Here is a 26,226-nt window from a genome sequence, read left to right on the forward strand (position 1 = left end):
TACACGTTTGGGTATGATCTGAAGTGCAATGCTCACGTCTATCTGTCTACCACCAGCGGCGGTTAACCGATGACAAAAAGACATGGAAGGCCATAGAGCTTGCCAACATTGTAAAACTCCCAAAGTTCCTATCGTCTATCCTCACTGCTCCTATCACCGGAAAAAAGGATAGAACCATTAAAAGTCTACTCTCGCACGTATTGGTCTTTTTGCCTTTCGTCTGCCCGGTTGAGCCACAGACTTATGGTTTTATCGTTGAGGTTGATCAGAATGAGGCTTCAACAAGCCAGAGTTTTTCTATAAAAACTGAGCCGGGCTTATTAACTGCAATGCCAATGACTGATGGGAGGCTGATGCAAAACGAACCATCACACATGATCATCACTTTGATGTACGGAACGGGCGGCGGTAACTATTCCCGGATAACAGAGTCAGAGGATCATGGTCAGTCATTCAATAGACATAGAGAAAAATCACATTATTTATACGACAACAACAATAATGATGAAAATTCGGGTCGGCCCACTGACTCCCGACATAGCTTTGACAAGAATTGCCATGAACAGCCCTGTTGTAATCAACAGAGAGTCTGTATCTACGCTCCTTCCAAAAGTACCCGGTGTCGTTCAACCACAGATGATTCTTTCGCTTGCGATGTCTATTTGCAAGCAGGCGATCAGGAATCTGGCCCGGTAAGCCATCCTGCTGAAGGCCCGACAGTTGTTTCAGGAGCTGACAGCGCAACCGGTGCGTCATTAAAATTAAAACCATCACCTGCGAAAAAACAAAGGAAGGCAGGCTCCAAAAAATACCGATGTGATCACCCCGGCTGTGAAAAATCACTTAGCTCTCAAGCCTCGTTGAACAATCACAAAAGCCAATATCACACCGGAGAACGAACCTGCCCTGGTTGCCAGAAGCCCCTGCCAAACGCTTATGCCCTGACGGTTCACAAAAGAAAAGATCACACCGGAGAGAAAACCTGCCCTGATTGCCAGAAGCCCCTGCCAAACGCTTATGCCCTGACGGTTCACAAAAGAAAAGATCACACCGGAGAGAAAACCTGCACTGATTGCCAGAAGACCCTGGCAAACGCTCAAGCCCTGAGGGATCACAAAAGAAAAGTTCACACCGGAGAGCGAACCTGCCCTGAGTGCCAGAAAACCCTGTCAAACGCTCAAGCCCTGTTGGTTCACAAAAGAAAAGATCACACCGGAGAGCAAACCTGCCCTGAGTGCCAGAAGCCCCTGCCAAACGCTCAAGCCCTGGCGGTTCACAAAAGAAAAGAACACACCGGAGAGCAAAACTGCCCTGAGTGCCAGAAGACCTTGGCAAACAGTCAGGCCCTTTCGGCTCACAAAAGTCAATATCACACCGGAGAGAAAACCTGCCCTGAATGCCAGAAGACCCTGCCAAACACTCAAGCCCTGTGGGATCACAAAAGAAAAGAACACACCGGAGAGCGAACCTGCCCTGAATGTCAGGAGACCTTGCCAAATACTCTAGCCCTGTCGAATCACAAAAGAAAAGATCACAGCGGGGAGCAAACCTGCCCTGAGTGCCAGAGGACCCTGCCACATGCTCAAGCCCTGTCGGTTCACAAAAGTCGGTATCACAGCGGAGAACAAACCTGCTCTGAGTGCCAGACGACCTTCGCAAACATTCAGGTCCTGTCGGTTCACAAAAGCAAAGAGCACAGTGGAGAGAAAACCTGCCCTGAATGCCAGAAGACCTTACCAAACACTCAAGCCCTGTCGACTCACAAAAGAAAAGAACACACCGGAGAGCAAGTCTGCCCTGATTGCAAGAAGCCCCTGCCACACACTCAAGCCCTGTCGGATCACAAAAGAAAATATCACACCGGAGAACAAACCTGCTCTGAGTGCCAGAAGACCCTGCCACACGCTCAAGCCCTGTCGGTTCACAAAAGTCAATATCACACCGGAGAGAAAACCTGCCCTGAGTGCCAGAAGACCCTGCCACACGCTCAAGCCCTGTCGGTTCACAAAAGAAAAAAGCACAGCGGAGAGCAAACCTGTCTTGAGTGCCAGAAGACCCTGCCAAACGCAAAAGCTTTGTCGGATCACAAAACTCGATATCACAGCGGAGAGCAAACCTGCCCTGAGTGCCAGGCGCTACTGCCAAACATTCAGGCTCTGTCGAATCACAGAAGGCAACACCGGAAACGAAAGCTTGAAGATGCAAAGTCAAGTGATTGATTTCTGCTTGTCTCAGGGTCAGGAGCGAAGGGCACTGCACACGTTTGGGTATGATCTGAAGTGCAATGCGCAGGTCTATCTGTCTATCACCAGCGGCGGTTAACCGATGACAAAAAGACATGGAAGGCAATAGAGCCTGCCAACATTGAAAAACTCCCAAAGTTCCTATCGTCTATCCTCAGTGCTCCTATCCCCGGAAAAAAAGGATAGAACCATTAAAAGTCTACTCTCGCACGTATTTGCCTTTTTGCCTTTCGTCTGCCCGGTTGAGCCACAGACTTATGGTTTTATCGTTGAGGTTGATCAGAATGAGGCTTCGACAAGCCAGAGTTTTTCTATAAAAACTGAGCCGGGCCTATTAACTGCAATGCCAATGACTGATAGGAGGCTGATGCAAAACGAACCATCACACATGATCATCACTTTGATGTACGGAACGGGCGGCGATAACTATTCCCGGATAACAGAGTCAGAGGATCATGGTCAGTCATTCAATAGACATAGAGAAAAATCACATTATTTATACGACAACGACAATAATGATGGAAATTCGGGTCGGCCCACTGACTCCCGACATAGCTTTGACAAGAATTGCCATGAACAGCCCTGTTGTAATCAACAGAGAGTCTGTATCTACGCTCCTTCCAAAAGTACCCGGTGTCGTTCAACCACAGATGACTCTTTCGCTTGCGATGTCTATTTGCAAGCAGGCGATCAGGAATCTGGCCCGGTAAGCCATCCTGCTGAAGCACCGACAGTTGTCTCAGAAGCTGACAGCACAACCGGTGCGTCATTAAAATTAAAACCACCACCTGCGAAAAAACAAAGGAACGCAGGCTCCAAAAAATACCGATGTGATCACCCCGGCTGTGAAAAATCACTTAGCTCTCAAAACTCGTTGTGCAATCACAAAAGTCAATATCACACCGGAGAACGAACCTGCACTGATTGCCAGAAGACCCTGCCAAACGCTTATGCCCTGACGGTTCACAAAAGAAAAGATCACACCGGAGAGAAAACCTGCCCTGAGTGCCAGAAGACCCTGTCAAATGCTCTAGCCTTGTCGGTTCACAAAAGTCAATATCACAGCGGAGAGAAAACTTGCCCTGAATGCCAGAAGACCCTGCCAAACACTCAAGCTCTGTGGGTTCACAAAAGAAAAGATCACACCGGAGAACGAACCTGCCCTGAGTGCCAGACGACCTTGCCACACGCTCAAGCCCTGTCGGTTCACAAAAGTCAATATCACACCGGAGAGAAAACCTGCCCTGAGTGCCAGAAGACCCTGCCAAACGCTCTAGCCCTGTCGACTCACAAAAGCCGATATCACAGCGGAGAGCAAACCTGCCCTGAATGCCAGAAGCCCCTGCCAAACGCTCTAGCCCTGTCGAATCACAAAAGCCGATATCACAGCGGAGGGCAAACCTGCCCTGAATGCCAGAAGACCCTGCCAAACGCTCAAGCCCTGTCGGATCACAAAAGAAAATATCACAGCGGAGAGCAAACCTGCCCTGAGTGCCAGACGACCCTGCCACACGCCCAAGCCCTGTCGAATCATAGAAGAAAAGAACACAGCGGAGAGCAAACCTGTCTTGAGTGCCAGAAGACCCTGCCAAACGCAAAAGCTTTGTCGGATCACAAAACTCGATATCACAGCGGAGAGCAAACCTGCCCTGAGTGCCAGGCGCTACTGCCAAACATTCAGGCTCTGTCGAATCACAGAAGGCAACACCGGAAACGAAAGCTTGAAGATGCAAAGTCAAGTGATTGATTTCTGCTTGTCTCAGGGTCAGGAGCGAAGGGCACTGCACACGTTTGGGTATGATCTGAAGTGCAATGCGCAGGTCTATCTGTCTATCACCAGCGGCGGTTAACCGATGACAAAAAGACATGGAAGGCAATAGAGCCTGCCAACATTGAAAAACTCCCAAAGTTCCTATCGTCTATCCTCAGTGCTCCTATCCCCGGAAAAAAAGGATAGAACCATTAAAAGTCTACTCTCGCACGTATTTGCCTTTTTGCCTTTCGTCTGCCCGGTTGAGCCACAGACTTATGGTTTTATCGTTGAGGTTGATCAGAATGAGGCTTCGACAAGCCAGAGTTTTTCTATAAAAACTGAGCCGGGCCTATTAACTGCAATGCCAATGACTGATAGGAGGCTGATGCAAAACGAACCATCACACATGATCATCACTTTGATGTACGGAACGGGCGGCGATAACTATTCCCGGATAACAGAGTCAGAGGATCATGGTCAGTCATTCAATAGACATAGAGAAAAATCACATTATTTATACGACAACGACAATAATGATGGAAATTCGGGTCGGCCCACTGACTCCCGACATAGCTTTGACAAGAATTGCCATGAACAGCCCTGTTGTAATCAACAGAGAGTCTGTATCTACGCTTCTTCCACAAGTACCCGGTGTCGTTCAACCACAGATGACTCTTTCGCTTGCGATGTCTATTTGCAAGCAGGCGATCAGGAATCTGGCCCGGTAAGCCATCCTGCTGAAGCACCGACAGTTGTCTCAGGAGCTGACAGCACAACCGGTGCCTCATTAAAATTAAAACCACCACCTGCGAAAAAACAAAGGAAGGCAGGCTCCAAAAAATACCGATGTGATCACCCCGGCTGTGAAAAATCACTTAGCTCTCAAACCTCGTTGTACAATCACAAAAGCCAATATCACACCGGAGAACGAACCTGCCCTGATTGCCATAAGCCCCTGCCAAACGCTCAAGCCCTGACGGTTCACAAAAGAAAAGATCACACCGGAGAGAAAACCTGCCCTGAGTGCCAGAAGACCCTGTCAAATGCTCTAGCCTTGTCGGTTCACAAAAGTCAATATCACAGCGGAGAGAAAACTTGCCCTGAATGCCAGAAGACCCTGCCAAACACTCAAGCTCTGTGGGTTCACAAAAGAAAAGATCACACCGGAGAACGAACCTGCCCTGAGTGCCAGACGACCTTGCCACACGCTCAAGCCCTGTCGGTTCACAAAAGTCAATATCACACCGGAGAGAAAACCTGCCCTGAGTGCCAGAAGACCCTGCCAAACGCTCTAGCCCTGTCGAATCACAAAAGCCGATATCACAGCGGAGAGCAAACCTGCCCTGAATGCCAGAAGCCCCTGCCAAACGCTCTAGCCCTGTCGAATCACAAAAGCCGATATCACAGCGGAGGGCAAACCTGCCCTGAATGCCAGAAGACCCTGCCAAACGCTCAAGCCTTGGCGGTTCACAAAAGAAAAGAACACACCGGAGAGCAAAACTGCCCTGAGTGCGAGAAGACCCTGCCACACGCCCAAGCCCTGTTGGCACACAAAAGAAAATATCACACCGGAGAACAAGCCTGCCCTGAATGCCAGGCGCTACTGCCAAACAATCAGGCTCTGTCGAATCACAGAAGGCTACACCGGAAACGAAAGCTTGAAGATGCAAAGTCAAGTGATTGATTTCTGCTTGTCACAGGCTCAGGAGGGAAGGGCACTGCACACGTTTGGGTATGATCTGAAGTGCAATGATCACGTCTATCTGTCTATCACCAGCGGCGGTTAACCGATGACAAAAAGACATGGGAGGCAATAGAGCTTGCCAACATTGAAAAGCTCCCAAAGTTCCTATCGTCTATCCTCACTGCTCCTATCCCCGGAAAAAAGGATAGAACCATTAAAAGTCTACTCTCGCACGTATTGGTCTTTTTGCCTTTCGTCTCCCCGGTTGAGCCACAGACTTATGGTTTTATCGTTGAGGTTGATCAGAATGGGGCTTCGACAAGCCAGAGTTTTTCTATAAAAACTGAGCCGGGCATATCAACTGCAATGCCAATGACTGGTTGGAGGCTGATGCAAAAACAGCCATCACATATGCTCAGCACAAACGGATATTCGGGGTCAGGCATGCTGCCCGATGACAAACCCTGTCGGCGAAACAAACTTCAGATTATCACTTTGATGGACGGGGCGGGCGGCGGTAACAATTCCCGGGCAATGGGGTCAGAGGATCATGCTCAGTCATTCAATAGACATTCAGAAAAACCGCATTATCTATACGACAACGACCATAATGATGAAAATTCGGGGCAGCCCACAGACTCCCGACATAGCCTTGACGAAAATTGCCATGAACAGCCCTGTTGTAATCAACAGGGAGTCTGTATCTTTGCTCCTTCTACAAGTACCCGGTGTCGTTCAATCTCAGATGACTCTTTCGCTTGCGATGTCTATTTGCAAACAGGCGATCAGGAATCTGGCCCGGTTAGCCATCCTGCTGAAGCATCGACAGTTGTCTCAGAAGCTGACAGCAGAACTGGTTCATCATTAAAATTAAATCCACCACCTGCGGAAATACAAAGGAAGGCAGGCTCCAAAAAATACCGATGTGATCACCCTGGCTGTGAGAAATCATTTAGCTCTCAAGCCTCATTGCGCACTCACAAAAGTCAATATCACACCGGAGAGCGAAGCTGCCTTGAGTGCCAGAAGTCCTTGCCAAATGCTCAAGCCCTGTCGCATCACAAAAGAAAATATCACACCGGAGAACAAACCTGCCCTGAGTGCCAGAAGATCCTGGCAAACGCTCAAGCCCTGTCGTCTCACAGAAGAAGAGATCACACCGGAGAGAAAACCTGCCCTGAGTGCCAGAAGCCCCTTCCAAACGCTTATGCCCTGGCGGTTCACAAAAGAAAACATCACACGGGAAAGCAAACCTGCCCTGAGTGCCAGAAGCCCCTTCCAAACGCTTATGCCCTGGCGGCTCACAAAAGTCAATATCACACGGGAAAGCAAACCTGCCCTGAGTGCCAGAAGACTTTTGCAAACGGTAAGGCCCTGTCGGCTCACAAAAGTCAATATCACACTGGAGAGAAAACCTGCCCTGAATGCAAGAAGCCCCTGCCAAACGCTCAAGCCCTGGCGTTTCACAAAAAAAAAGATCACACTGGAGAGCAAACCTGCCCTGAGTGCCTGGAGACTCTGCCAAACGCTCAAGCCCTGTGGGTTCACAAAAGAAAAGATCACACCGGAAAGCAAACCTGCCCTGGGTGCCAGAAGACCCTGGCAAACGCCCAAGCCCTGTCGGTTCACAAAAGTCTATATCACAGCGGAGAACAAACCTGCCCTGAGTGCCAGAAGATCCTGCCAAACGCGAAAGTCTTGTCGGTTCACAAAAGAAAAGATCACACCAGAGTGCAAACTTGCCCTGAGTGCCAGAAGCTCCTGCCAAACCCTCAAGCTCTGTCGAATCACAAAAGACAACACCGGAAACGAAAGCTTGATGATGCAAAGTCAAGTGATTGATTTCTGCTTGTCACAGGCCCAGGTGGGAAAGGCTAGCACCTGGCAGGCTGGTTGCGCTGGTATAGTACCCCAAAAAAAATTGAATAATTGGTCAAGGAATTGCAGTACTCACTCTGTATAAAAAAAATAGACGGCAGGAGTATGCATGAATAGCCAGACTCATAATCCCGACCTCATCCACCAATTAAACGACAAACCACCATTATTTCGAGCTTTTTTCAGTGCCCTGCAGCATATGATAGCCAGCTTTGTGGGGGTTGTGACACCGACCCTGGTCATCGGTGGGGTGTTGGGTTTGGGAGAGCATATTCCTTACCTGATCAGTATGGCGCTGATCGCCTCAGGGATAGGTACCTTTATCCAGGCCAGACGGTTTGGTCCCCTGGGGTCTGGTTTGTTGAGTATTCAGGGAACCAGTTTTGCGTTTTTGAGCTCCCTTATTGCTGCCGGTTTTGTGGTTAAGAGTCGGGGAGGCAGCAGTGAAGAGATTATTGCACTGATGACGGGTCTTTGTTTTTTCGGGGCATTTATCGAGATTGTCCTGAGCCGCTTTTTCCATAAGCTGCGCAAGATTATTACGCCAACCATTACCGGAATTGTTATTTCACTGATTGGTCTCAGCCTGATTAAGGTAGCTGTGACCGATATGGCCGGTGGCTTCAATGCGCCTGATTTTGGTGCGCTGAGCAACCTTGCAGTGAGCATCACCGTGTTAGCGACTGTGATCTTTTTTAATCGCAGTTCTCGTCCCATGGTGCGTCTCTCGGCGATCTTCCTTGGCTTGCTGGTGGGCAGCCTGATAACACTTTATACCGGTAAAATGACTCTGCAGGGATTGTCGGACTCGGTTTTATTTACTGCTCCGGTGCCTTTTAAATATGGAATGACCTTCGATTGGGAGCTATTCATTCCGATTGCTCTCATTTATGTCATAACGACCATTGAATCTACCGGTGACCTGACTGCGACAGCAAAACTTTCGGGTGAACCTATTGAGGGTGATGGATACGTTGAGCGTATTCGTGGCGGTATTTTGGCTGATGGCGTGAACTCTCTGACCGCAGCTTGCCTGAACAGCTTTCCAACGACGACGTTTAGCCAGAACAATGGTGTGATTCAAATGACCGGTGTCGCCAGCCGGTTTGTTGGCTATATCATTGCCGGTTTGTTTTTAGTGATGGGACTTTTCCCGATACTCGGGGCCATCCTGATGCTGGTTCCCAAGCCTGTGCTGGGTGGGGCTACATTGGTTATGTTTGGCACGGTGGCCGCTTCAGGTATTCGCATCCTGGCTTCAGGATCACTTGATCGTCGACAGGTAATGATCATTGCTGTGTCCATGGGTATGGGGCTGGGCGTCACTATTGTGCCCGGGGTGCTGAGCCAGATGCCGGAACTGGTCAAAAACATTTTCAGCTCGGCGATTACCACCGGAGGTCTGACCGCTATTTTGCTGACACTGGTTTTGCCTGAAGATTCCGGGCCTGAATCCAGCGATCAGAGAAAAGTGGTGAAAAATATTAATGCATCTTCGGGAGCCATCAAAGAAGAAACCACTTCCTGATTATTTCCGTCATACCCTACAACTCGTTCCCCGTCATAAATCTCTGGAGCATAGGAACCAGAGATTTACGACGGCCTCTCAAGACACCAGCTTTCTGGCAGAAAGCTGGTGTGCAGCCATGATGGCCTCTTGATCAAGATGAAGTAGTGTTTCATCTTTAATCAGCCACTTTCCTGCACACATAACGGCAGCTGCTTTATGGCCTCCACAAAGAACCAGTGCTGCCAGTGGGTCATGGCTGCCACTGAAACGCAACTCATCCAGGCTGAAAAGAGCAAGGTCGGCTTGCTTTCCTTCTGCCAGTTCTCCAATATCGCCCCTGCCAAGCACTTTGGCTGAGCCTTTTGTTGCCCAGTACAGAGCATCGAGATGAGTGACTTCATCTGCGGCGTAACGCAGACGATTGATCAGCAAAGCCTGACGGACTTCCTGCATCATATTGGAGCCGTCGTTTGAAGCGGAGCCATCCACACCCAGTCCGACGTGCACGCCTGCAGACGCCAGTTCTTTGGTGCGGCAGATGCCCGATGCCAGCAGCATATTCGAGGTAGGGCAGTGACAGACGCCCATGCCCGCCTGTCCCATTCTTTTGATTTCATCGTCATTGAAATGAATACCATGGGCCAGCCAGACATCGTCAGCCAGCCAATCCACAGATTCCAGGTAATCCAGTGGCCGTAAACCGAACCGCTCGATGCAGAAGTTGTCTTCATCATCGGTTTCAGCCAGATGGGTATGTAATCGAACATTGTGTTTACGGGCCAGCCCAGCGGTCTCTTTCATCAACTCTGTGCTGACTGAAAAAGGTGAGCAGGGTGCCAGGGCAATCTGAACCTTTGCCCCCTCGTCTGACTCATGATAACGATGAATCAGACGTTCGGAGTCGTCGAGTATCTCAGCTTCTGTTTGCACGGTAGACTGGGGAGGAAGGCCTCCATCCTTCTCTCCAAGGCTCATGGAACCCCGAGTCAGTATAACCCTGCTGCCAATACTGTCAGCGGCTTTCACCTGAATATCAATGGCTTCTGTGAGTGCTTCCGGGAATAGGTAGTGATGATCTGCCACTGTTGTACAACCGGACTGCTGCAGTTCTGTCAGTCCCAGCTGAGTGGCGTTAAACAGCATCTCTGGCTTCAGTCTGGCCCAGACAGGATAAAGCGTTTGCAGCCAGGGAAAGAGTTTTTTATTCAGTGCCGGAGGGAAGGCGCGGGTCAGGGTCTGATAAAGATGGTGATGAGTATTGATCAGACCGGGAAGGAGAACCTGTCCGGAAGCGTCATAGCTTTGATCACAGGAGACTTTCGGAGACTGTCCCGAGGGAACCAGCTCTGTGATCTTGCCGGAGCTTTCATCAATCACCACGCCGTTACCGGCGTCCTGACTGTTTGCGGTGAAAATAGCCAGGGGATGTTTTATCCAGACTCTCATCATCTGCCTCTTGTTATGAGCAGGACGGTCTGGATAGTGCAACAAGCTGCCGTATACCATAGACCGCCAATACAGCAGTTTATGGCAGTGACTTGCGTGTTAATCTGCCCGGTTCATTTTTACCTTGTGACTCTACAAGATTTTTATCGTTACTCAAACCTTCAGACCGCAACCACGAAGAACAATGTCGCAGATAGTGTCAGCGGCTTGATCGTAGGTTGAGGCAGGCAGTTTCTTTTTGTTCATGATAAGGCAGATCTGTTTTTCATAATCAGCGTAATGCTGAGTCGATCCCCAGATCATAAAAATCAGGTGCATGGGCTCTACCCGGGCCATTTTACCCTCATCCATCCAGTGCTGAAAAATCTCTGTTTTGTTTTTAAACCACTGCTGGGTAGAGTCCTTCATGGACGGAGACAGCTGCTGGCAGCCATGAATGATTTCACTGGCAAAAATTCGGCTGGCTGTGGGGTATCTTCTGGAGACTTCTATTTTTGAGCGGATATACCGTTCAAGTGACTCTGCAGGGTCATCTTTCGGATGAAAGCTGTTCAGTTTGTCATTCCAGAGATACAAAATATTGTTAAGAACTTCGTCATAAATTTCCTGCTTGTTACTGAAGTAATACAAGACAGTCGGTTTTGGTAAATCGGCCAGGTCAGCTATACGCTGGATTGTGGCTCCCCCGAATCCATGCCGGGCAAACTCCTGTTCGGCAGCTTTCAAAATCAGCCGAACCCTCTCGGTTCTTATACGACCGGTCTTTTGGGGCGTACGTTTTACGACAGCCATGCGCGGATCCTGATTTATAGTTTTCGATCATCCCTTGGGGATGATTTATACCATTGGCAGGAAGCATAGAAAAGAATTCGGTCGTGTCCATTAAAGTCAGGCAGAAAGAAATTGAGGAAACCGTGACACTCCCCGCCTTGGAGGGTGTCGCAAAAACTCTGGTTGCCATGCTTTTAGGCCCTGTGGGTCCCAGCGTGGGAACGAGTTGTTGGAGTTTTGCGACACCCTCAATCGGGCGGAGGGAGATATAAGTCGGGAAGGTCGGGCCGCGTAGGTCGGGCCGCGCAGGTGAAGAGCCTTATGCTTGCGTGTTTGTGCATAGTTGGCTAAATTCACTGTCGGTCTGTCTCTATGCAGAAACTCACGATGATGAAAACCAAGCACTGTTAACAAAAAATTAAGGCAGAGCCAACTGCCCAACCGCCCTTGAAGAACCAGATGAACCCATACCTGAGTGACCCGTTAAGGCAGCGGCAAATCAAACAAAAGACCAATAAATAACCGAGGGGCACCCGGTTGCTGCTGATGGAGGCTTCTGCGTAAGTCCGGTCGTTATAGGCTGGCTGTAGCTTATGAAGTCAGAAGCCTCGCCTGACAAGGCGGGGAGTGTCAAGGTGAGCTGCCTTGTTTCCTCCCGGGGCAGTTCTGGAAAATTGGATTTGTGCAGCAGGAGTGATGGTGCCTTTTATTGATTTTTCAGGCTTATCCTGGAAGCCGAGACATTATTTGAAACAGCAGATTCCAGAGCCCTGGAGAGACTGGCTGCTGGACAGAGGTTCCCTGACTCAGCGTTTGAAACATGAGTTTGACGGCGACTTCAGGGTTCAGGTTATTCGTCACGGGACCTTTATGCCGACCTGTTCGGAGCTAAAGTTTCTCAATAACTATGAACAGTCAAAGGCTACGTCCACGTCTGGTGAGTTGGCAGGATCATTCGAAAACAGACATTGCAGCAAAATGGCTTCTATCAGGGAGGTTCTGCTGATCTGTGGTGGCCGACCCAGAGTGTTTGCACGAAGTGTATTGCCTCACAGCAGTCTTATTGGCACGAACAGAGAGCTGCTGCAACTGGGCACTAAGCCCCTGGGGGAGTTTTTATTTAATCATCCCGGTATGCGTCGGGGACCATTTGAGGTAGCGGAACTGCCGGCTCGTCAGTTTAATCCTCATCTGGTTGAAAAATACTCTGATGAAACAGCCTGGGGAAGGCGGTCGTTATTTTATTTGCACGAAAAGTCTATATCTGTTTGTGAAATCTTTTTGCCGGACCTGTCTGAACAGACAGAGAAGCACTCCAGAGTCATGTCGAAGCATCCTGAACCCTGAAGCTCTACAAGAATGATTGTTTGTCGAAGCACTTACCTCGTGAAATATAGAGATTTCCGCAGTCGGTCTGGTCATGGCCTGATTGAGAACCTGGCCTGACCTGATAAACTGGCGATGCGGGTCATGATTCAGGGCGATGAGCAATAAGAATCTCAGCGATGATAATAAAGATGCAGATAAGCAGCTAAATATTATGATGCAATTCAGAAAACCAATGGCGGTATTGGCAGGCACTGAAGTAGTTCTGCAACGATTTCCCCGTTTAAAAGATTTCTTACGGCTGGCCCGGCTGGACCGGCCTATTGGTATTTATCTGTTGTTCTGGCCTACTATGTGGGCACTCTGGGTGGCGGCAGAAGGTGTACCGAGTCTGAAGAATCTGGTGATTTTTTCGGTCGGCGTGGTTTTGATGCGCAGTGCAGGCTGCGTTATTAATGACTTTGCTGACAGGAAAGTGGACGGCCATGTTAGGAGAACACAGCATCGACCGCTGGTAACGGGTAAAATTCAGGAAAAAGAAGCGCTGATCTATTTCTCCGGTATGGTGCTTTTGTCTTTCATTCTTGTACTCTTTACCAATACTCTTACCGTCCAGCTCTCTTTTGCCGGATTATTGCTGGCCTCGGCTTACCCTTTTGCCAAAAGACACACTCATCTGCCTCAGGTGGTTTTGGGGGCTGCTTTTGGCTGGTCGATACCCATGGCTTTTGCGGCTCAGAGTGGCTCGTTGGGAAACATCGTCTGGCTGATGTTTCTGGCCAATCTCTTCTGGACAGTAGCTTACGATACTCAATACGCCATGGTGGATCGTGACGATGATCTGAAAGTAGGTATCAAGTCCACAGCCATTCTATTTGGCGAGATGGATAACCTGATTGTTGGTTGCCTGCAGGTACTTACCCTGATGACACTGGCCATGGCAGGCCATCAACTGGAGTTAGGTGCTCTCTATTATCTCTCATTGTTGGCTGTCGCAGCCCTTTTCGTTTACCAGCAATGGTTAACCCGTCGTCGTGAGCGTGAAGCCTGCTTCAAGGCGTTTCTCAGTAACCACTGGGCCGGAGCCATTGTATTTGCAGGTTTCGTGTTGAGTTATCTTTGATCTTCAATCCGGCTTAGAGCCTGGTAAGTATTGCTACTTATGGTGGCTGTAGGGATAAATGGCGAAAAGCCTTACCCTGTAAACCCTGAGGGATCTTTTTATTTTTAAGCTGCAATATCAGCCTTTAGTGTGTCATCTGCCTGTAACATTTCAAAGGTGTAATGTCCGGTGTATAGTGCGGTTGATCAAAGTAGTGAGAAACAGCCTGAGCGATAGGAAAGGTGCTGTCCTGAGACACTACCATCCTGGTATAGCCCCAATGAGCTTCAGCTGATAGATGCCAGAACGTCACCGCCGAAATCGAATCGACAGATAACAGGTAGAGATTAATGCCAGGAAAGACCATTCTGATCGTAGATGACGAAGCACCGATTCGCGAAATGGTGACCGTTGCTCTGGAAATGGCAGGGTATGACTGTCTTGAGGCAGCAGATGCCAGAGAAGCGCACTCTCTGATTGTGGATAACAAACCCGATCTGATCTTGTTGGACTGGATGTTACCAGATGTCTCTGGAATTGAACTGGCCCGTCGTCTGAAGCGCAATGAGCTGACCTCTGAAATACCCATTGTTATGTTGACGGCCAAAGGTGAAGAAGACCACAAAATCCAGGGACTTGAAACCGGTGCCGATGACTACATCACCAAGCCTTTTTCTCCCCGCGAGCTGGCTGCTCGTTTAAAAGCGGTTCTCCGTCGTACAGGCGGATTTGATAACCAGTCTCCCATTGTCATCAAGGGATTGGAGCTGGACCCTGTCAGCCACAGAGTCTCTATTGATGGCTCACCTGCTGAAATAGGACCTACCGAGTACCGTTTGCTGCAGTTTTTCCTGACGCACCAGGAGCGTGCCTATACCCGTGGGCAGTTACTGGATCAGGTCTGGGGTGGCAACGTTTATGTGGAAGAGCGAACCGTTGATGTACACATTCGACGCTTGCGTAAGGCCTTAGGTGATAACTACGAAGCCTTTGTGCAAACGGTTCGTGGTACTGGATATCGTTTCTCAACGAGGGTGTAAACCTTTTATGCTCAGTGCTCAGCAGTTATCTGGCCGGGAGTAATATGACAACAATTTCAAAAACCCATTTGCTGAGCCGCATGATCGCCTACGTGATTGTCGGGTTTTCCCTGGGCTGGTTGTTTGGAGAGCCTTTTTTAGGACTCTGTGTGGTCATGGGAGGTTATTTTGTCTGGAGCTTCCGTCAGCTTTTCAAGCTGCTGGACTGGCTGAATGACCCCAAGGCCAGGAGCAAAGAGCCTCCTGAGAGTAAAGGGTTCTGGGGGCAAATTTTTGATGGTATCTATCGATTGCAAAAACAGCACAGTCGTTCCCGGCAAAAGCTGGCCGGAGTGATTGAACGTGTTCAGGAATCAACTGCTGCGCTGAACGACGGTGTTGTAATGATAGATAATCAGGGCAACCTGGAATGGTGGAATCCCGCCGCTGGAACTTTGATAGGGCTTAAGACGCCTGACGATCAGGGGCAGTTGATTACCAATCTGCTACGTGATCCAAGGTTTGCCGACTACTTTGAGCAGGGTGGTTATCAAAAAGCTCTTGAGATCCCCTCGCCAATCAACCCGGATCATCAACTGCAATTTAATATAACGGTTTATGGCAAAGGCAATCGTCTCATGACCGTTAGAGATGTCACGCGCTTGAATCAGCTGGAAGTCATGAGAAAAGACTTTGTTGCCAATGTCTCCCATGAACTGAGAACACCACTGACGGTTGTGTCTGGATACATCGAAACCATGCTGGACAGTCTGGGCCCGGATTCAGGTCTGCCCCCTGTTTGGGAAAAAGCACTGAACAGGATGCAGGAGCAGTCGCTGAGAATGCAGAATCTGGTGGCAGACCTGCTGTTGCTGTCCAAACTGGAGTCGGCTGAAGCTCAGGCAGACGAGAATGGGGTTCATGTTAAAACCCTGCTCAGCAGTATCGTTGAAGACGGATGTGCACTCAGTGGTGAAAGCCAGCATCAGATTTCTCTGGATTGTCCTGAAGATGTCTTTTTGGCAGGCAGCAGTAATGAGTTGCGCAGTGCCTTCTCGAATCTGGTCTTTAATGCCGTGCGCTATACACCCCAGGGTGGGAAAATACTTGTGCGCTGGTGGCAGGACGGGGAAGGCGGACATATGATGGTAGAAGACAATGGTGTCGGTATTGATCCAATGCATATTCCGAGGTTGACTGAGCGCTTTTACCGGATTGATAAAAGTCGTAGCCAGAATACCGGGGGAACGGGGCTTGGCCTGGCTATCGTCAAGCACGTCATGCTGAGACACGGAGGCAAACTCACGATCAGCAGTCACCCTGGAAAAGGCAGCCGCTTTATTTGCTACTTTCCGGAAAAATGCCTTGAGTTGGAACACTCATGAAAGCAGAAAAGGGCCGGTGGCACCTTTTCTGCTTTTAGGACTACCATCAAAAAATGAATAATCTTTTCATGGTTTCATCATTCGCGAACAGTCTGTTGTACAGACTGATCCTGACTATCTTTACTCTGAAACGCTAATCCCCGGGAGCTGGCAGGGTGGTGGATTTTAACCATCCTGCAAAGACCGGGCTTGCGTATTTGTATTTTCTTTACTAGTTTGTAACTGTCTCTTGAACACCTGCTGTGGGGTGCACTGCGGGCTGTTGGTCAGAGTGTTGATGAGAGTGGTCCCACCTGAGCACTCTGTAATGGGATCCCCAACTGATTACTTCGAGTCAGAGGGGGAGGTTTTTCAAAGAATGATACTTTGATCCATTGGTGTCTTTATTCAAGAAGTTGCAGACCGGGCATGAACCCGAAATACTGACGAAGGTAGACTTACTCTTCGCCAACGACGCATTCCAGACGTTTTTTGCCGGTGCGGTCCAGGTAGCTTTGGAAGTCACGCGGCAAGCGCCCTGTGGTAGAACCATCCCATTGGACAGTGTCGCCGGCTTCTGTCTGGTACTCAAAAGTAAACCTTTGGACATTACGACGACGTTTTTGAGTCGCTATTTCCAGATGGTCCAAGTCTTCCATTGAAATGCCGCGTTCGGCCATGATCTGCTTAACGGCTTCAATGTTTTCGAGTTTGGCTTGACGCTCTTCGTCAATCTTATTGCGGGCTTCAACTTTCTCCTGCATTACGTCCTGCATTCTGGAGATGATACGCTCAAGATCTTCGACATGAACATCTTTAAACAAAGAGCGGATACGAGTTTTACTGCTCAGGCGGTGATGAATTTCTTCAAAAACGTTCATTCAGGAACTCCCAATTCAGACTAATTCGACCGGGTATTAATGGTTATCAATGACGGAGGTAACTATTTATACAGGAAGCTTTAAATTGATGGAAGCATTTAATGTGCTTTTATGGACTATTTAAATAGATTTAATAACGCTTTATGTGATGGTAGGAATAATTTTGTGCAATACATAAACGGTTATGAGTCATCAAGACATGCATATGAATTGAATTGCTTTGAGTGGGTATTGCTTGTTTTTAAAAAAACAGCCATTCAGCCGTGCATCTGACTCTTTGAAAATATCGTTAATAGGCATCAAGCTTCTGGTTATCACCGTAGTCAGTATTTTTTGCATTGAACGAAAGGGCTGGTTCTTTCTGTCGTGGCAGCGGGGATTCGGTTTTAAGTGGATAGGATATGTGGGGCCAGAAGCCTGCCGGACTTAAGGCCGTCCCAAGCAGCTACTGCTCCTGCATCCATGCAGTCGTGAGGTTGCAATAGCAACCCTTGCTGCGGGGTGACCCGGACGGAGGCTTAAGTCCGGGAGATTCTCGGATGGCTTTTTAATTCTTATTAGTTTTCAATATAAAAAGACCCTCGTCTTTCAATCAGATCTTTTTAGTGAGACTTCCCGGAATCTTTTTTATCCGGGCACTGATAGCTTTTGCTTACCTTGTTATCAATGGTCACCGACTCCAGTTTGACATCAAATTGCCAGAGCCGGTGTACGTGCCTGAGTAATTCCTCTGTACTTTTATCCAGTGGACGTCCCTGGTGCTGGTAATGTCTGAGAGTCAGGGTTCGATCGCCACGCACATCCACATCAAAGACCTGGATATTGGGCTCCCGGTTGCCAAGATTGTATTGAGCAGCCAGCGACTCCCTTACTTCTTTGTATCCGGTGCTGTTATGAATCGCATCGACTTCCAGGTAGGACTTGCTTTCGTCATCCAGAACCGAGAAGAGTCTGAGTTCTCTCATCACCTTGGGAGACAGGAATTGCAGAATAAAGCTTTCATCCTTGAAGTTTTTCATCGCAAAATGCACGGTTTCCAGCCAGTCACTGTCGGCAATGTCCGGGAACCAGTGTCTGTCTTCATCGGTAGGATTTTCACAGATTCTGCGAATATCCTGAAACATGCTGAAGCCCAGTGTGTAGGGGTTGATGCCGCTGTAGTGCGGGCTGTCAAAGGGAGGCTGGTATACGACACTTGAGTGAGAGTGCAGAAATTCCAGCATAAAGCCATCGGTGACTTTTCCTTCATCATAAAGCTCATGGAGAAGATGGTAGTGCCAGAAGCAGGCCCAGCCTTCGTTCATCACCTGGGTTTGACGTTGAGGGTAATAGTATTGGGATACTTTCCTGACTATTCGCAGCAGTTCACGCTGCCAGGTTTCCAGCAGTGGCGCATTCTTTTCCAGAAAGTAGAGAATATTCTCTTCCGGGTCTTTAGGAAAGCGTTCAACTTTTTTCTCTTCTTTGTCTTCCGTCTTTGGAATAGTGCTCCAGATGTCGTTCAGGGTTCTCTGAATATACTCTGCTCTTTCCTGCTGGCGCTCTTTTTCCTGTTCTGCTGAAAGTGGTCTCGGGCGCTTGTAACGATTAACACCCTGGTTCATCAGGGCATGGGCAGCGTCCAGAACCTCTTCAACCGCTTCAACGCCATATTTTTCTTCGCACTCAGCAACATAACGCTTGGCAAACATCAGGTAGTCAATAATGGATTCGGCATCGGTCCAGGTCTGGAACAGATAGTTACCTTTAAAGAATGAGTTATGACCATAACTGGCATGGGCCAGTACCAGAGCCTGCATGGTCATGGTGTTTTCTTCCATGAGATAAGCAATGCAGGGGTTGGAGTTGATCACAATTTCATAAGCCAGCCCCATGCGGCCGCGCTGATAATTCTGTTGGGTATGGAGAAACTGTTTGCCAAAGCTCCAGTGACTGTACATTAATGGCATGCCTGTAGAAGAGTAGGCATCCATCATCTGTTCGGCACTGATGACCTCAATCTGGTTCGGGTAAGTGTCGAGCCGGAACTTGTCTGCCAGCCGCGCCAACTCACGGTCGTATTCCTGAATGAGATCAAAGGTCCATTCTGAACCCGTGGAGATGGGTTCTCTCTCTTTAATATCTGTAACCTCACTCATGGCGGATGCCTCACTTATACGGTTTCTTTTTTCTCAAACAGACGACGGAACACCGGATAAATGTCATTCGGTGTTTTGATCTGTTGCATGGCAAACTGATCGGCGAACTGTTCAGCTATGCTTTCGTATTCACGCCACAGGTTCTGGTGAGCCCGGTCGGTGATTTCGACGTAGGAAAAGTATTGAACCTTAGACATGATCTGCTCGGTCAGAATTTTCGAACAGACGCTGGAATCTCCTTCCCAGTTATCACCATCGGAAGCCTGGGCGACGTAAATGTTCCAGTCCACCGGGCTGTAGCGTTTGTTGATGATGTCACTGGTCATTTCCAGAGCACTGGAGACAATGGTTCCGCCGGTTTCTCTGGAATAAAAGAAATCATCCTCATCAACTTCTTTTGCGGCAGTGTGGTGCCGAATGAAGACCACTTCGATCTGTTTGTAATTACGTTGCAGGAACAAATAAAGCAGGATGAAAAAGCGCTTGGCCATGTCTTTGATTTCCTGTGTCATGGAACCGGAGACATCCATGACACAAAACATTACGGCCTTGTTACTGGGGCTGGGAACTTTAATCAGGTTGTTGTACTTGAGATCAAAGTCATCAATAAAGGGCAGCTTTTTCAACTTGCCATTGAGCTCTTTAATCTTCTCGCGAAGTTCTTCTACAAGTTGAGAATCGGTTTCCTCCGGACTGACTTCCAGCTCACGAAGCTGCCGTCTTAATGCCCTTACTTCCTTTCGGGCACCGCCACCGAGGGCAATTCTTCGAGCGTGGGCTGATCTCAGGGAGCGAACAATGTTCAATCGATCAGGAGAGCCTTCGCTGGTGTAACCGGCGTGCTTCATTTTGAATTCAGTGGCATCCTGAAGCTGCTTTCGAACCAGGTTTGGCAGCTCAAGGTCATCAAACATGTGATTCAGAAATTCTTCATGGTTGATCTGGAAGCTGAACTCGTCCATGCCTTCGCCGGAGTTACCGGCTTTGCCCCGGCCTGAACCCTGCCCGGAACCACCGGATGGTCGTTTAATTCTGTCGCCGGAAACAAACTCTTTATTACCAGGATGAACCTGTTTGTAGCGGCCACCCTGACCATGCTGAAAGTGGGGTTCAGAGAGATCTTTAGTGGGAATGGTAACCTGACTGCCAGATTCCACATCCGTAATGGAGCGTTTGTTAACCGCTTCAGAAACCGCTTTTTTAATGTGCTTTCGGTATCTGTCCAGAAAACGCTGCCGATTGACAGTACTCTTGTTTTTCCCGTTCAGACGTCGATCAATAATAATGCTCATCAGCACGCTCCCTGTCTGTTATGACACAGAACATTTCATGATTTCCATGTCGCCAGTTTTGAACTGCCTGTTCAAAACCTTGTTATTCCAATCCCTGCTTGCCATGATTTTTTTCGCTTACCGCTTTTTTTGCTCATGGTTTTAGTAGTTATCGGAATAGGGTGACATCTTTCCACCGTTTTTGTGTATTTTGGCTCCGAAAGCTATTTTCTGACGTTCGTCAGTCACTTTCGAAGCGGTCTCGAAATTATTTTTTGATCACTTTTTCACCTGCCCATGGTCGTTGGTCGGACCTGTAAATGATCAAAGAATAATTCCATTAAGTACCTGGTTAGGTACTTAAAAAGGGCCTGCGACGCTGTCGCAGGCCTCAGCTCTTACTGTGACTTTCTCACCCTGATGTACCATTCAGCCAGCAGTCTCACCTGTTTCTCGGTATAGCCTCTCTCGACCATGCGCTTCACAAACTCGTTGTGTTTGCGCTGGTCTTCATTGCTGCTTTTGGCATTGAATGAAATGACCGGCAGAAGGTCTTCAGTATTGGAGAACATTTTCTTCTCAATCACGGTGCGCATTTTCTCGTAGCTGGACCAGCTTGGGTTTTTACCCTGATTGTTGGCCCTGGCTCTGAGTACAAAGTTCACCACTTCATTACGGAAGTCTTTCGGATTGGCGATACTGGCGGCCTTCTCAATCTTCTCCAGCTCTTCATTGATTGAAGCCCGGTCGAGTATGTCTCCGGTTTCCGGATCACGGTATTCCTGATCCTGAATCCAGAAGTCAGCGTAGGTGATGTAACGGTCGAAGATATTCTGTCCGTACTCAGAGTATGATTCGAGGTAAGCAGTCTGAATTTCCTTGCCCAGAAACTCAATGTACTTCGGCGCCAGAAATTCCTTCACATAACGCAGGTAGCGTTCATGGATTTCTTTCGGGAATTGCTGCTGTTCTATTTGCTGCTCCAATACGTACAGCATATGAACCGGGTTTGCCGCCACTTCGGTGGGATCGAAGTTGAAGACCTTGGAAAGAATCTTGAAAGCAAAACGGGTTGAAAGCCCTTCCATACCTTCATCCACTCCTGCAGCATCTTTGTACTCCTGCAGCGGCTTGGCATTAGGGTCGGTGTCTTTAAGGTTTTCACCGTCGTAGACTCGCATCTTCGAGTAAACGTTGGAGTTTTCAGGTTCTTTAACTCGAGACAGAACCGAGAACTGGGCCAGCATCTTCAGGGTATCGGGTGCGCAGGGCGCTTCTCTCAGAGAGCTGCTGGAGAGCAGTTTCTCATAAATCAGAATCTCTTCTTTCACCCTTGTGCAGTAGGGCACTTTGACAATATTAACCCGGTCAATAAAGGCTTCGTTGGTTTTATTGTTCTTGAAGGTTTGCCATTCTGATTCGTTGGAGTGAGCCAGGATCACACCGTTGAAAGGAATCGCGCCCATCCCTTCGGTACTGTTGTAATTCCCCTCCTGAGTGGCAGTCAATAATGGGTGGAGAACTTTGATAGGAGCCTTGAACATCTCCACAAATTCCATCAGACCCTGGTTGGCGCGGCAGAGTGCTCCGGAGAAGCTGTAAGCATCCGGATCATCCTGAGAGTATTCTTCCAGCTGACGGATATCCACTTTACCCACCAGACTGGAAATGTCCTGGTTGTTTTCATCGCCGGGTTCGGTCTTGGCGATGGCCACCTGGTTAAGAATGCTGGGGCAGAGTTTTACAATCTTGAACTTGGTGATGTCACCACCAAACTCGTTAAGACGCTTCACTGCCCAGGGTGACATGATGCCGCCCAGATAACGTCTGGGAATGCCGTATTCCTGAGTCAGAATGTCACCATCTTCATCGGCATTGAACAGATTCAGTGGTGATTCAAAAACCGGCGACCCCTTAATGGCGTAGAAAGGTTGCTTTTGCATCAGGGCTTTCAGTTTTTCCGCCAGAGAAGATTTACCGCCACCCACCGGACCCAGCAAATAAAGGATCTGTTTCTTTTCTTCCAGTCCCTGGGCAGCGTGCTTGAAGTAAGAAACAATCTGTTCAATGGCTTCTTCCATACCATAGAACTCTTCAAAGGCGGGGTAACGTTTGATCAGTTTGTTGGAAAAAATACGACTCAGGCGAGAATCCCGGGAGGTGTCTGTCATCTCCGGTTCGCCAATGGCCATCAGCATTCTTTCTGCTGCATTGGCATAGACCCCGGGATCATCTTTACAGAGGTCGAGATATTCCTGAATGGTAAGCTCTTCCTGCTGCGTGGACTGGAATCGCTCCTGGTAGTGGTTAAATATATCCATATTGTGCCCTGCCCTGTCTGATGTTCGGATTCGACAGCCGTATCGGGGGGGCGCCCCCTTTATTCACGACTATCTCAAGATCAGTACATTGGCCACTCTTATGATTGAAGAGAGTCAGTATAGAAAGTGGCCCGGGCTGGCAGCCGTCCATTGGCTGACATCATGGAAAGCTCAACTAAAACCTGGAAGCCTGATCAAGAATTTTTTTATTCCCGGTCAGTCTCCTGTTCGTTGACTCAAACACAATGGCAGGAAAAGTCCAACCCATTAGATTTTATAATGTGGAGTTTTTAATCAATCTGCAATAGCTGTCGTCGGGTTTAGTGCAGAAAATAGCGATTTTTTTTCTGCACTCAAAAAAAATGCACTGAGCTTTTGGGGTTTGTGACAGTTTTGCCATCTTTGCATAAATTAAAATTATACGACTAAGTTAATGTAAAAGATTTGCAGCCAAATACTTCTGAATCAGGGGCTGATAGCTGCCTTATTTGCACCGCACTCTGTAGCTGAGGAAATTTCATTCATAGCTTCGCCGAGGGGCTATATTTCCTGTTCAGTCAGTTTTTCCGGGAAATTATCATGAAAAAGTTATTCAACCCTTTTCCGTTACTTTTGTGTTTGTTTTATTCGACGGCACAGGCCAGCCTCCCCTCAAAAAATGATTTTGATTTTCTTGAGCCTTTTAATGACAACGCACTGTTTGCAAGCGGGCTTGAGTTAACGAAAAGCATTGCCGGGCTCTCTTTGTCTACCCTGATGAACCTTGGTATCTGGTGGGGTGTCTGTAAAACAGCGGGAATGGTCACCGGGCTTTCAAGCACACATAATCTGACTGAAACGGATACAAAGGAGCTGGAGAATTCGCAAACGGATTTCTGTCTGCAGCTGGCGTCCGTGATGACTACCGCCGAAGTGGCACTGGCCGGGCATGTTTCTCCCTGGCCCATGGAGCGCCGGTGGAAACCTCAATATTATGCCGGTGCAGGATTGGCAGCTTATGACGCTATTGCCCAAACAAGGGAGTTAGTGCCTGTCTCAGTCTTGACCTACCTTGCGTCAGAAGCGGTATCAAGAACTATAGCCAGCACTATGGCGGTGTTAATTCTAAGAAAAATGAGCGTAAGGGATATTACTACTGAATGGTATGTGGCTAGGAAATACGTATTATCTGCGCTTAGTATGGTTATTGCAGGCAGTGTCGCCTACGAAGCTATGGTCCATAAAGGCTTCAATCCAACAAAAGGGATTCTTGCTACTGCTGTCAGCGCGGCGATTTTAGGTACTCTCTCGAGAATTATTTCAGGGGCAATAATTGATGTGGACGGACAGACAAATACCAGAGCCCTGGCCCGAGTCGCAGTCGAAACCATATATTTAGCCGCAGTCACAGCCGTGGTCTCAGCCGGAGCCACAGCCGTAAACATAATTGAAGATGAAACCGGAGCTCCATCTCTATCCGGATCCGCAGCTTTAGTCGGAGCTTTAGTCGGATCCTTAGCCGGAGTCGGAGTCGGAGCCGAAGTCAAAGCCGAATCCCAACCCGGAATGGAAGTCGGAGTTGTAGCCACAGCCCTGGGTGTAGTCGGAACCTTGCTTATGTTGGGACGCTCGCAAATAATCTCAAACAACCCGGTTATCCAGGCCGGTGTCACTTTGGTGCCCGCGTTGGCTTTCGCTGTTATCAACAGTCTTTCAAACTACGCCGTTTATGGCTATCCACTGGAACAAGGCATTTCAGAGACCAGCTGGACTCAGTGGAAAAAGTTCTATGCGCCCCTGGATTATTTCTCGACTCTGTTTAAATGACAGACCTGAATGTCAGCCACTGAATCAGCGTTGAGCTCTGGTAGCTAACGGCTGTTTCAGTCGCTGTGCCCAAGGCGTAGCCTATTGGTAGCATTTAATAGCTGCATTATTTGTAGCGCACCTTGTCGTTAAGGGAATTGTCATCCATAGCTCTGTTCAGGGTCTATATTTCCCGTTCAGTTACTGTATCTGGGAAATCACCATGAAAAAGTTATTCAACCTGTTTCCGTTACTTTTGTGTTTGTTTTATTCGACGACAGAGGCCAGTCCCCCTTCACAAAATGATTTTGATTTTATTAAGCCTCTAAATGACACCACACTGGTGGCAAACGGGCTTGAGTTAGCGGGAAGCATTGCCGGGCTCTCTTTGTCTACCCTGCTCAACCTGGGTATATGGTGGGGTGTCTGTGAAACAGCGGGAATAGTCACCGGGCTTTCAGACACCTATAATCTGGCTGCATCGGATACAAAGGAGCTGGAAGAGTTGAAAACGGATTTCTGTTTGCAACTGGCTCCTGTGATAACTACCGCCGAAGTGGCGCTGGCCGGGCATGTGTCTTCCTGGCCCCTGGAACAGCATTGGTGGAAACTCCTTTATTTTGCCGGTGCAGGAATGAACATTTATGCCTCTATGACGAAAACGAGGCGGCACATACCTGTCAGAGTCTTGACTTACCTTGCTTCAGAAGCGTTATCAAGAACCGTAGTCAGCGCTATTTCGGTGCAAATTCTAAGACACATGAGGTTCGTAAGAGATATTACAACTAAAAGGTATGTGGCTGGGGAATACGCGATATTGTCTTCAATTAATGGGGTAATGGTTGGTGCTGTCACTTATGAAGCCCTGATCCATAAAGGCTTCAGGCCAGCAAGAGCAAGTCTTGCTGCTGTTGTCAGCGCAGCGATTGTGGGAGTCCTCTCGGGAATTGGTTCAGAGTTAATAGCGGATGTGGAAGAACAGACAAAGGCCGGAGTCGGAGCTGGAGTTGGAATCGGGGTCGTAGCCGGAGCCCTGGCTGGAAGCCTGGCAGGAGCCACAGCCGGATCTGTATCTGGAGCCGGATTCGGAACCGGAATCGGAGCCGGAGCCGGACCCGGAGTTCTGTCTGGAATCTTAGCCGGAGTTGTATCCGGATCCGTAGTTGGAGCCGGAGTTGTAGCCGCAGTCGGAGTCGGGCTTGGAGGCGTAACCGGAGCCCTGACCGTAGCAGAAATCGGACCAAGAGTCGGATCAGGAGTCGGATCAGAAGCAGGATTTGGAGCAGGATTTGGAGCTTTTGTCGTAGCCCTGTCCGGAGCCTTAGCCGGAGCTGGAATCGGAATCGGAAATGGAATCGGAAATGGAATCGTAGACGGATTCGGAATCACATTGGGAGTAGGATCCACAGCCGCAGCCCTGTTCGGAGTCGGAACCTTGCTTATGTTGGTCAGTTCGAAGGCAACCTCAGACAACGTGTGTATCATGAACGGTATCACTTTGGTACCTGTGTTGACTTTCGCTGTTATCAATAGTCTTTCAAACTACGCTGTTTATGGCCATCCTCTGGAACAAAGCCTTTCAGAGACCGTCTGGACTCAGTGGAAAAAGTTCAATGCGCCCCTGGATTATCTCTCGACTCTGTTTAACTGACAGACCCAACTGTCAGCCACTGAATCAGCGGTGAACTCTGGCAGCTATCGGCTGTTTCAGTGGCTGTGCCGAAGGCGCAGCTT

17 protein-coding genes and 1 pseudogene are annotated in these 26,226 nt (G+C 48.7%); 12 read left to right on the forward strand and 6 right to left on the reverse strand.

What is annotated here, in order from left to right; all coding sequences use genetic code 11:
- Nucleotides 1-23 precede the first annotated feature (23 nt).
- The 6 genes and pseudogenes from ACOMG9_RS00485 (at nucleotide 24) to ACOMG9_RS00510 (ending at nucleotide 9,086) form a co-directional block, all read left to right on the forward strand.
- Nucleotides 24-2,219 (forward strand): C2H2-type zinc finger protein, encoded by a 2,196-nt coding sequence (locus ACOMG9_RS00485; RefSeq protein WP_494529631.1) that lies wholly within the window; start codon nucleotides 24-26, stop codon nucleotides 2,217-2,219.
- A 391-nt stretch (nucleotides 2,220-2,610) separates the two neighbouring features.
- Nucleotides 2,611-3,990 (forward strand): C2H2-type zinc finger protein, encoded by a 1,380-nt coding sequence (locus ACOMG9_RS00490; protein ID WP_494529632.1) that lies wholly within the window; start codon nucleotides 2,611-2,613, stop codon nucleotides 3,988-3,990.
- 391 nt (nucleotides 3,991-4,381) lie between these two features.
- Entirely contained in the window at nucleotides 4,382-5,680 is a 1,299-nt protein-coding gene (locus ACOMG9_RS00495; protein ID WP_494529633.1) for a C2H2-type zinc finger protein, read from the forward strand.
- A gap of 31 nt (nucleotides 5,681-5,711) precedes the next feature.
- Nucleotides 5,712-5,813, forward strand: a pseudogene (locus ACOMG9_RS00500) (transposase); the annotation flags it as partial.
- A 257-nt stretch (nucleotides 5,814-6,070) separates the two neighbouring features.
- Nucleotides 6,071-7,522, forward strand: a complete 1,452-nt coding sequence (locus tag ACOMG9_RS00505; protein ID WP_494530383.1) for a C2H2-type zinc finger protein — start codon at nucleotides 6,071-6,073, stop codon at nucleotides 7,520-7,522.
- A 145-nt stretch (nucleotides 7,523-7,667) separates the two neighbouring features.
- Entirely contained in the window at nucleotides 7,668-9,086 is a 1,419-nt protein-coding gene (locus ACOMG9_RS00510; protein WP_422136394.1) for a uracil-xanthine permease family protein, read from the forward strand.
- 78 nt (nucleotides 9,087-9,164) lie between these two features.
- On the opposite strand, the gene ACOMG9_RS00515 is transcribed toward ACOMG9_RS00510, so the two are convergent.
- Together ACOMG9_RS00515 and ACOMG9_RS00520 are read right to left on the reverse strand one after the other, a co-directional pair.
- Nucleotides 9,165-10,517: an 8-oxoguanine deaminase gene (locus ACOMG9_RS00515; RefSeq protein WP_494530384.1), complete on the reverse strand. Its 1,353-nt coding sequence runs from the start codon at nucleotides 10,515-10,517 to the stop codon at nucleotides 9,165-9,167.
- Between the two features lie 150 nt (nucleotides 10,518-10,667).
- Nucleotides 10,668-11,306: a TetR/AcrR family transcriptional regulator gene (locus ACOMG9_RS00520; protein ID WP_422136395.1), complete on the reverse strand. Its 639-nt coding sequence runs from the start codon at nucleotides 11,304-11,306 to the stop codon at nucleotides 10,668-10,670.
- Between the two features lie 675 nt (nucleotides 11,307-11,981).
- Here ACOMG9_RS00520 and ACOMG9_RS00525 point away from each other — a divergent pair.
- From ACOMG9_RS00525 to phoR, 4 genes are all read left to right on the forward strand, one after another.
- Entirely contained in the window at nucleotides 11,982-12,632 is a 651-nt protein-coding gene (locus tag ACOMG9_RS00525; RefSeq protein WP_422136396.1) for a chorismate--pyruvate lyase family protein, read from the forward strand.
- A gap of 214 nt (nucleotides 12,633-12,846) precedes the next feature.
- Nucleotides 12,847-13,734 (forward strand): 4-hydroxybenzoate octaprenyltransferase, encoded by an 888-nt coding sequence (ubiA, locus tag ACOMG9_RS00530; protein ID WP_494530385.1) that lies wholly within the window; start codon nucleotides 12,847-12,849, stop codon nucleotides 13,732-13,734.
- A 329-nt stretch (nucleotides 13,735-14,063) separates the two neighbouring features.
- On the forward strand, nucleotides 14,064-14,753 hold the full coding sequence (phoB, locus tag ACOMG9_RS00535; protein WP_422136397.1) for a phosphate regulon transcriptional regulator PhoB: 690 nt from the start codon (nucleotides 14,064-14,066) through the stop codon (nucleotides 14,751-14,753).
- 44 nt (nucleotides 14,754-14,797) lie between these two features.
- Nucleotides 14,798-16,117: a phosphate regulon sensor histidine kinase PhoR gene (gene phoR / locus ACOMG9_RS00540; RefSeq protein WP_494529634.1), complete on the forward strand. Its 1,320-nt coding sequence runs from the start codon at nucleotides 14,798-14,800 to the stop codon at nucleotides 16,115-16,117.
- 437 nt (nucleotides 16,118-16,554) lie between these two features.
- Here phoR and ACOMG9_RS00545 read toward each other — a convergent pair whose 3' ends face one another.
- From ACOMG9_RS00545 to ACOMG9_RS00560, 4 genes are all read right to left on the reverse strand, one after another.
- Nucleotides 16,555-16,977 carry an H-NS family histone-like protein gene (locus tag ACOMG9_RS00545; RefSeq protein ID WP_422136399.1) on the reverse strand — a complete coding sequence of 141 codons (423 nt, stop codon included), beginning with the start codon at nucleotides 16,975-16,977 and terminating at the stop codon, nucleotides 16,555-16,557.
- 602 nt (nucleotides 16,978-17,579) lie between these two features.
- Nucleotides 17,580-19,115 carry a SpoVR family protein gene (locus tag ACOMG9_RS00550; protein ID WP_448215353.1) on the reverse strand — a complete coding sequence of 512 codons (1,536 nt, stop codon included), beginning with the start codon at nucleotides 19,113-19,115 and terminating at the stop codon, nucleotides 17,580-17,582.
- 14 nt (nucleotides 19,116-19,129) lie between these two features.
- Nucleotides 19,130-20,407 carry a YeaH/YhbH family protein gene (locus ACOMG9_RS00555; RefSeq protein ID WP_422139582.1) on the reverse strand — a complete coding sequence of 426 codons (1,278 nt, stop codon included), beginning with the start codon at nucleotides 20,405-20,407 and terminating at the stop codon, nucleotides 19,130-19,132.
- Nucleotides 20,408-20,784: 377 nt separating this feature from the next.
- Complete coding sequence (locus tag ACOMG9_RS00560) at nucleotides 20,785-22,707, reverse strand: PrkA family serine protein kinase (RefSeq protein WP_422136402.1); 1,923 nt, start codon at nucleotides 22,705-22,707, stop codon at nucleotides 20,785-20,787.
- 579 nt (nucleotides 22,708-23,286) lie between these two features.
- On the opposite strand from ACOMG9_RS00560, the gene ACOMG9_RS00565 reads away from it, so the two are divergent.
- Together ACOMG9_RS00565 and ACOMG9_RS00570 are read left to right on the forward strand one after the other, a co-directional pair.
- Nucleotides 23,287-24,513 carry a hypothetical protein gene (locus tag ACOMG9_RS00565; RefSeq protein WP_494529635.1) on the forward strand — a complete coding sequence of 409 codons (1,227 nt, stop codon included), beginning with the start codon at nucleotides 23,287-23,289 and terminating at the stop codon, nucleotides 24,511-24,513.
- A gap of 202 nt (nucleotides 24,514-24,715) precedes the next feature.
- Entirely contained in the window at nucleotides 24,716-26,143 is a 1,428-nt protein-coding gene (locus tag ACOMG9_RS00570) for a hypothetical protein (protein WP_494529636.1), read from the forward strand.
- Nucleotides 26,144-26,226 lie beyond the last annotated feature (83 nt).

This window comes from Endozoicomonas sp. PH6C, assembly GCF_059322965.1.

What these genes read in the sequence shown, in the direction of transcription:
- ACOMG9_RS00495 (WP_494529633.1), top strand. Translation starts at nt 4,382, where the DNA reads ATGCAAAACGAACCATCACACATGATCATCACTTTGATGTACGGAACG.
- ACOMG9_RS00520 (WP_422136395.1), bottom strand. Translation starts at nt 11,306, where the DNA reads ATGGCTGTCGTAAAACGTACGCCCCAAAAGACCGGTCGTATAAGAACC.
- ACOMG9_RS00525 (WP_422136396.1), top strand. Translation starts at nt 11,982, where the DNA reads ATGGTGCCTTTTATTGATTTTTCAGGCTTATCCTGGAAGCCGAGACAT.
- ACOMG9_RS00545 (WP_422136399.1), bottom strand. Translation starts at nt 16,977, where the DNA reads ATGAACGTTTTTGAAGAAATTCATCACCGCCTGAGCAGTAAAACTCGT.
- ACOMG9_RS00515 (WP_494530384.1), bottom strand. Translation starts at nt 10,517, where the DNA reads ATGATGAGAGTCTGGATAAAACATCCCCTGGCTATTTTCACCGCAAAC.
- ACOMG9_RS00550 (WP_448215353.1), bottom strand. Translation starts at nt 19,115, where the DNA reads ATGAGTGAGGTTACAGATATTAAAGAGAGAGAACCCATCTCCACGGGT.
- ACOMG9_RS00555 (WP_422139582.1), bottom strand. Translation starts at nt 20,407, where the DNA reads ATGAGCATTATTATTGATCGACGTCTGAACGGGAAAAACAAGAGTACT.
- ACOMG9_RS00510 (WP_422136394.1), top strand. Translation starts at nt 7,668, where the DNA reads ATGAATAGCCAGACTCATAATCCCGACCTCATCCACCAATTAAACGAC.
- ACOMG9_RS00490 (WP_494529632.1), top strand. Translation starts at nt 2,611, where the DNA reads ATGCAAAACGAACCATCACACATGATCATCACTTTGATGTACGGAACG.
- ACOMG9_RS00505 (WP_494530383.1), top strand. Translation starts at nt 6,071, where the DNA reads ATGCAAAAACAGCCATCACATATGCTCAGCACAAACGGATATTCGGGG.
- phoR (WP_494529634.1), top strand. Translation starts at nt 14,798, where the DNA reads ATGACAACAATTTCAAAAACCCATTTGCTGAGCCGCATGATCGCCTAC.
- ubiA (WP_494530385.1), top strand. Translation starts at nt 12,847, where the DNA reads ATGGCGGTATTGGCAGGCACTGAAGTAGTTCTGCAACGATTTCCCCGT.
- ACOMG9_RS00565 (WP_494529635.1), top strand. Translation starts at nt 23,287, where the DNA reads ATGAAAAAGTTATTCAACCCTTTTCCGTTACTTTTGTGTTTGTTTTAT.
- phoB (WP_422136397.1), top strand. Translation starts at nt 14,064, where the DNA reads ATGCCAGGAAAGACCATTCTGATCGTAGATGACGAAGCACCGATTCGC.
- ACOMG9_RS00560 (WP_422136402.1), bottom strand. Translation starts at nt 22,707, where the DNA reads ATGGATATATTTAACCACTACCAGGAGCGATTCCAGTCCACGCAGCAG.
- ACOMG9_RS00570 (WP_494529636.1), top strand. Translation starts at nt 24,716, where the DNA reads ATGAAAAAGTTATTCAACCTGTTTCCGTTACTTTTGTGTTTGTTTTAT.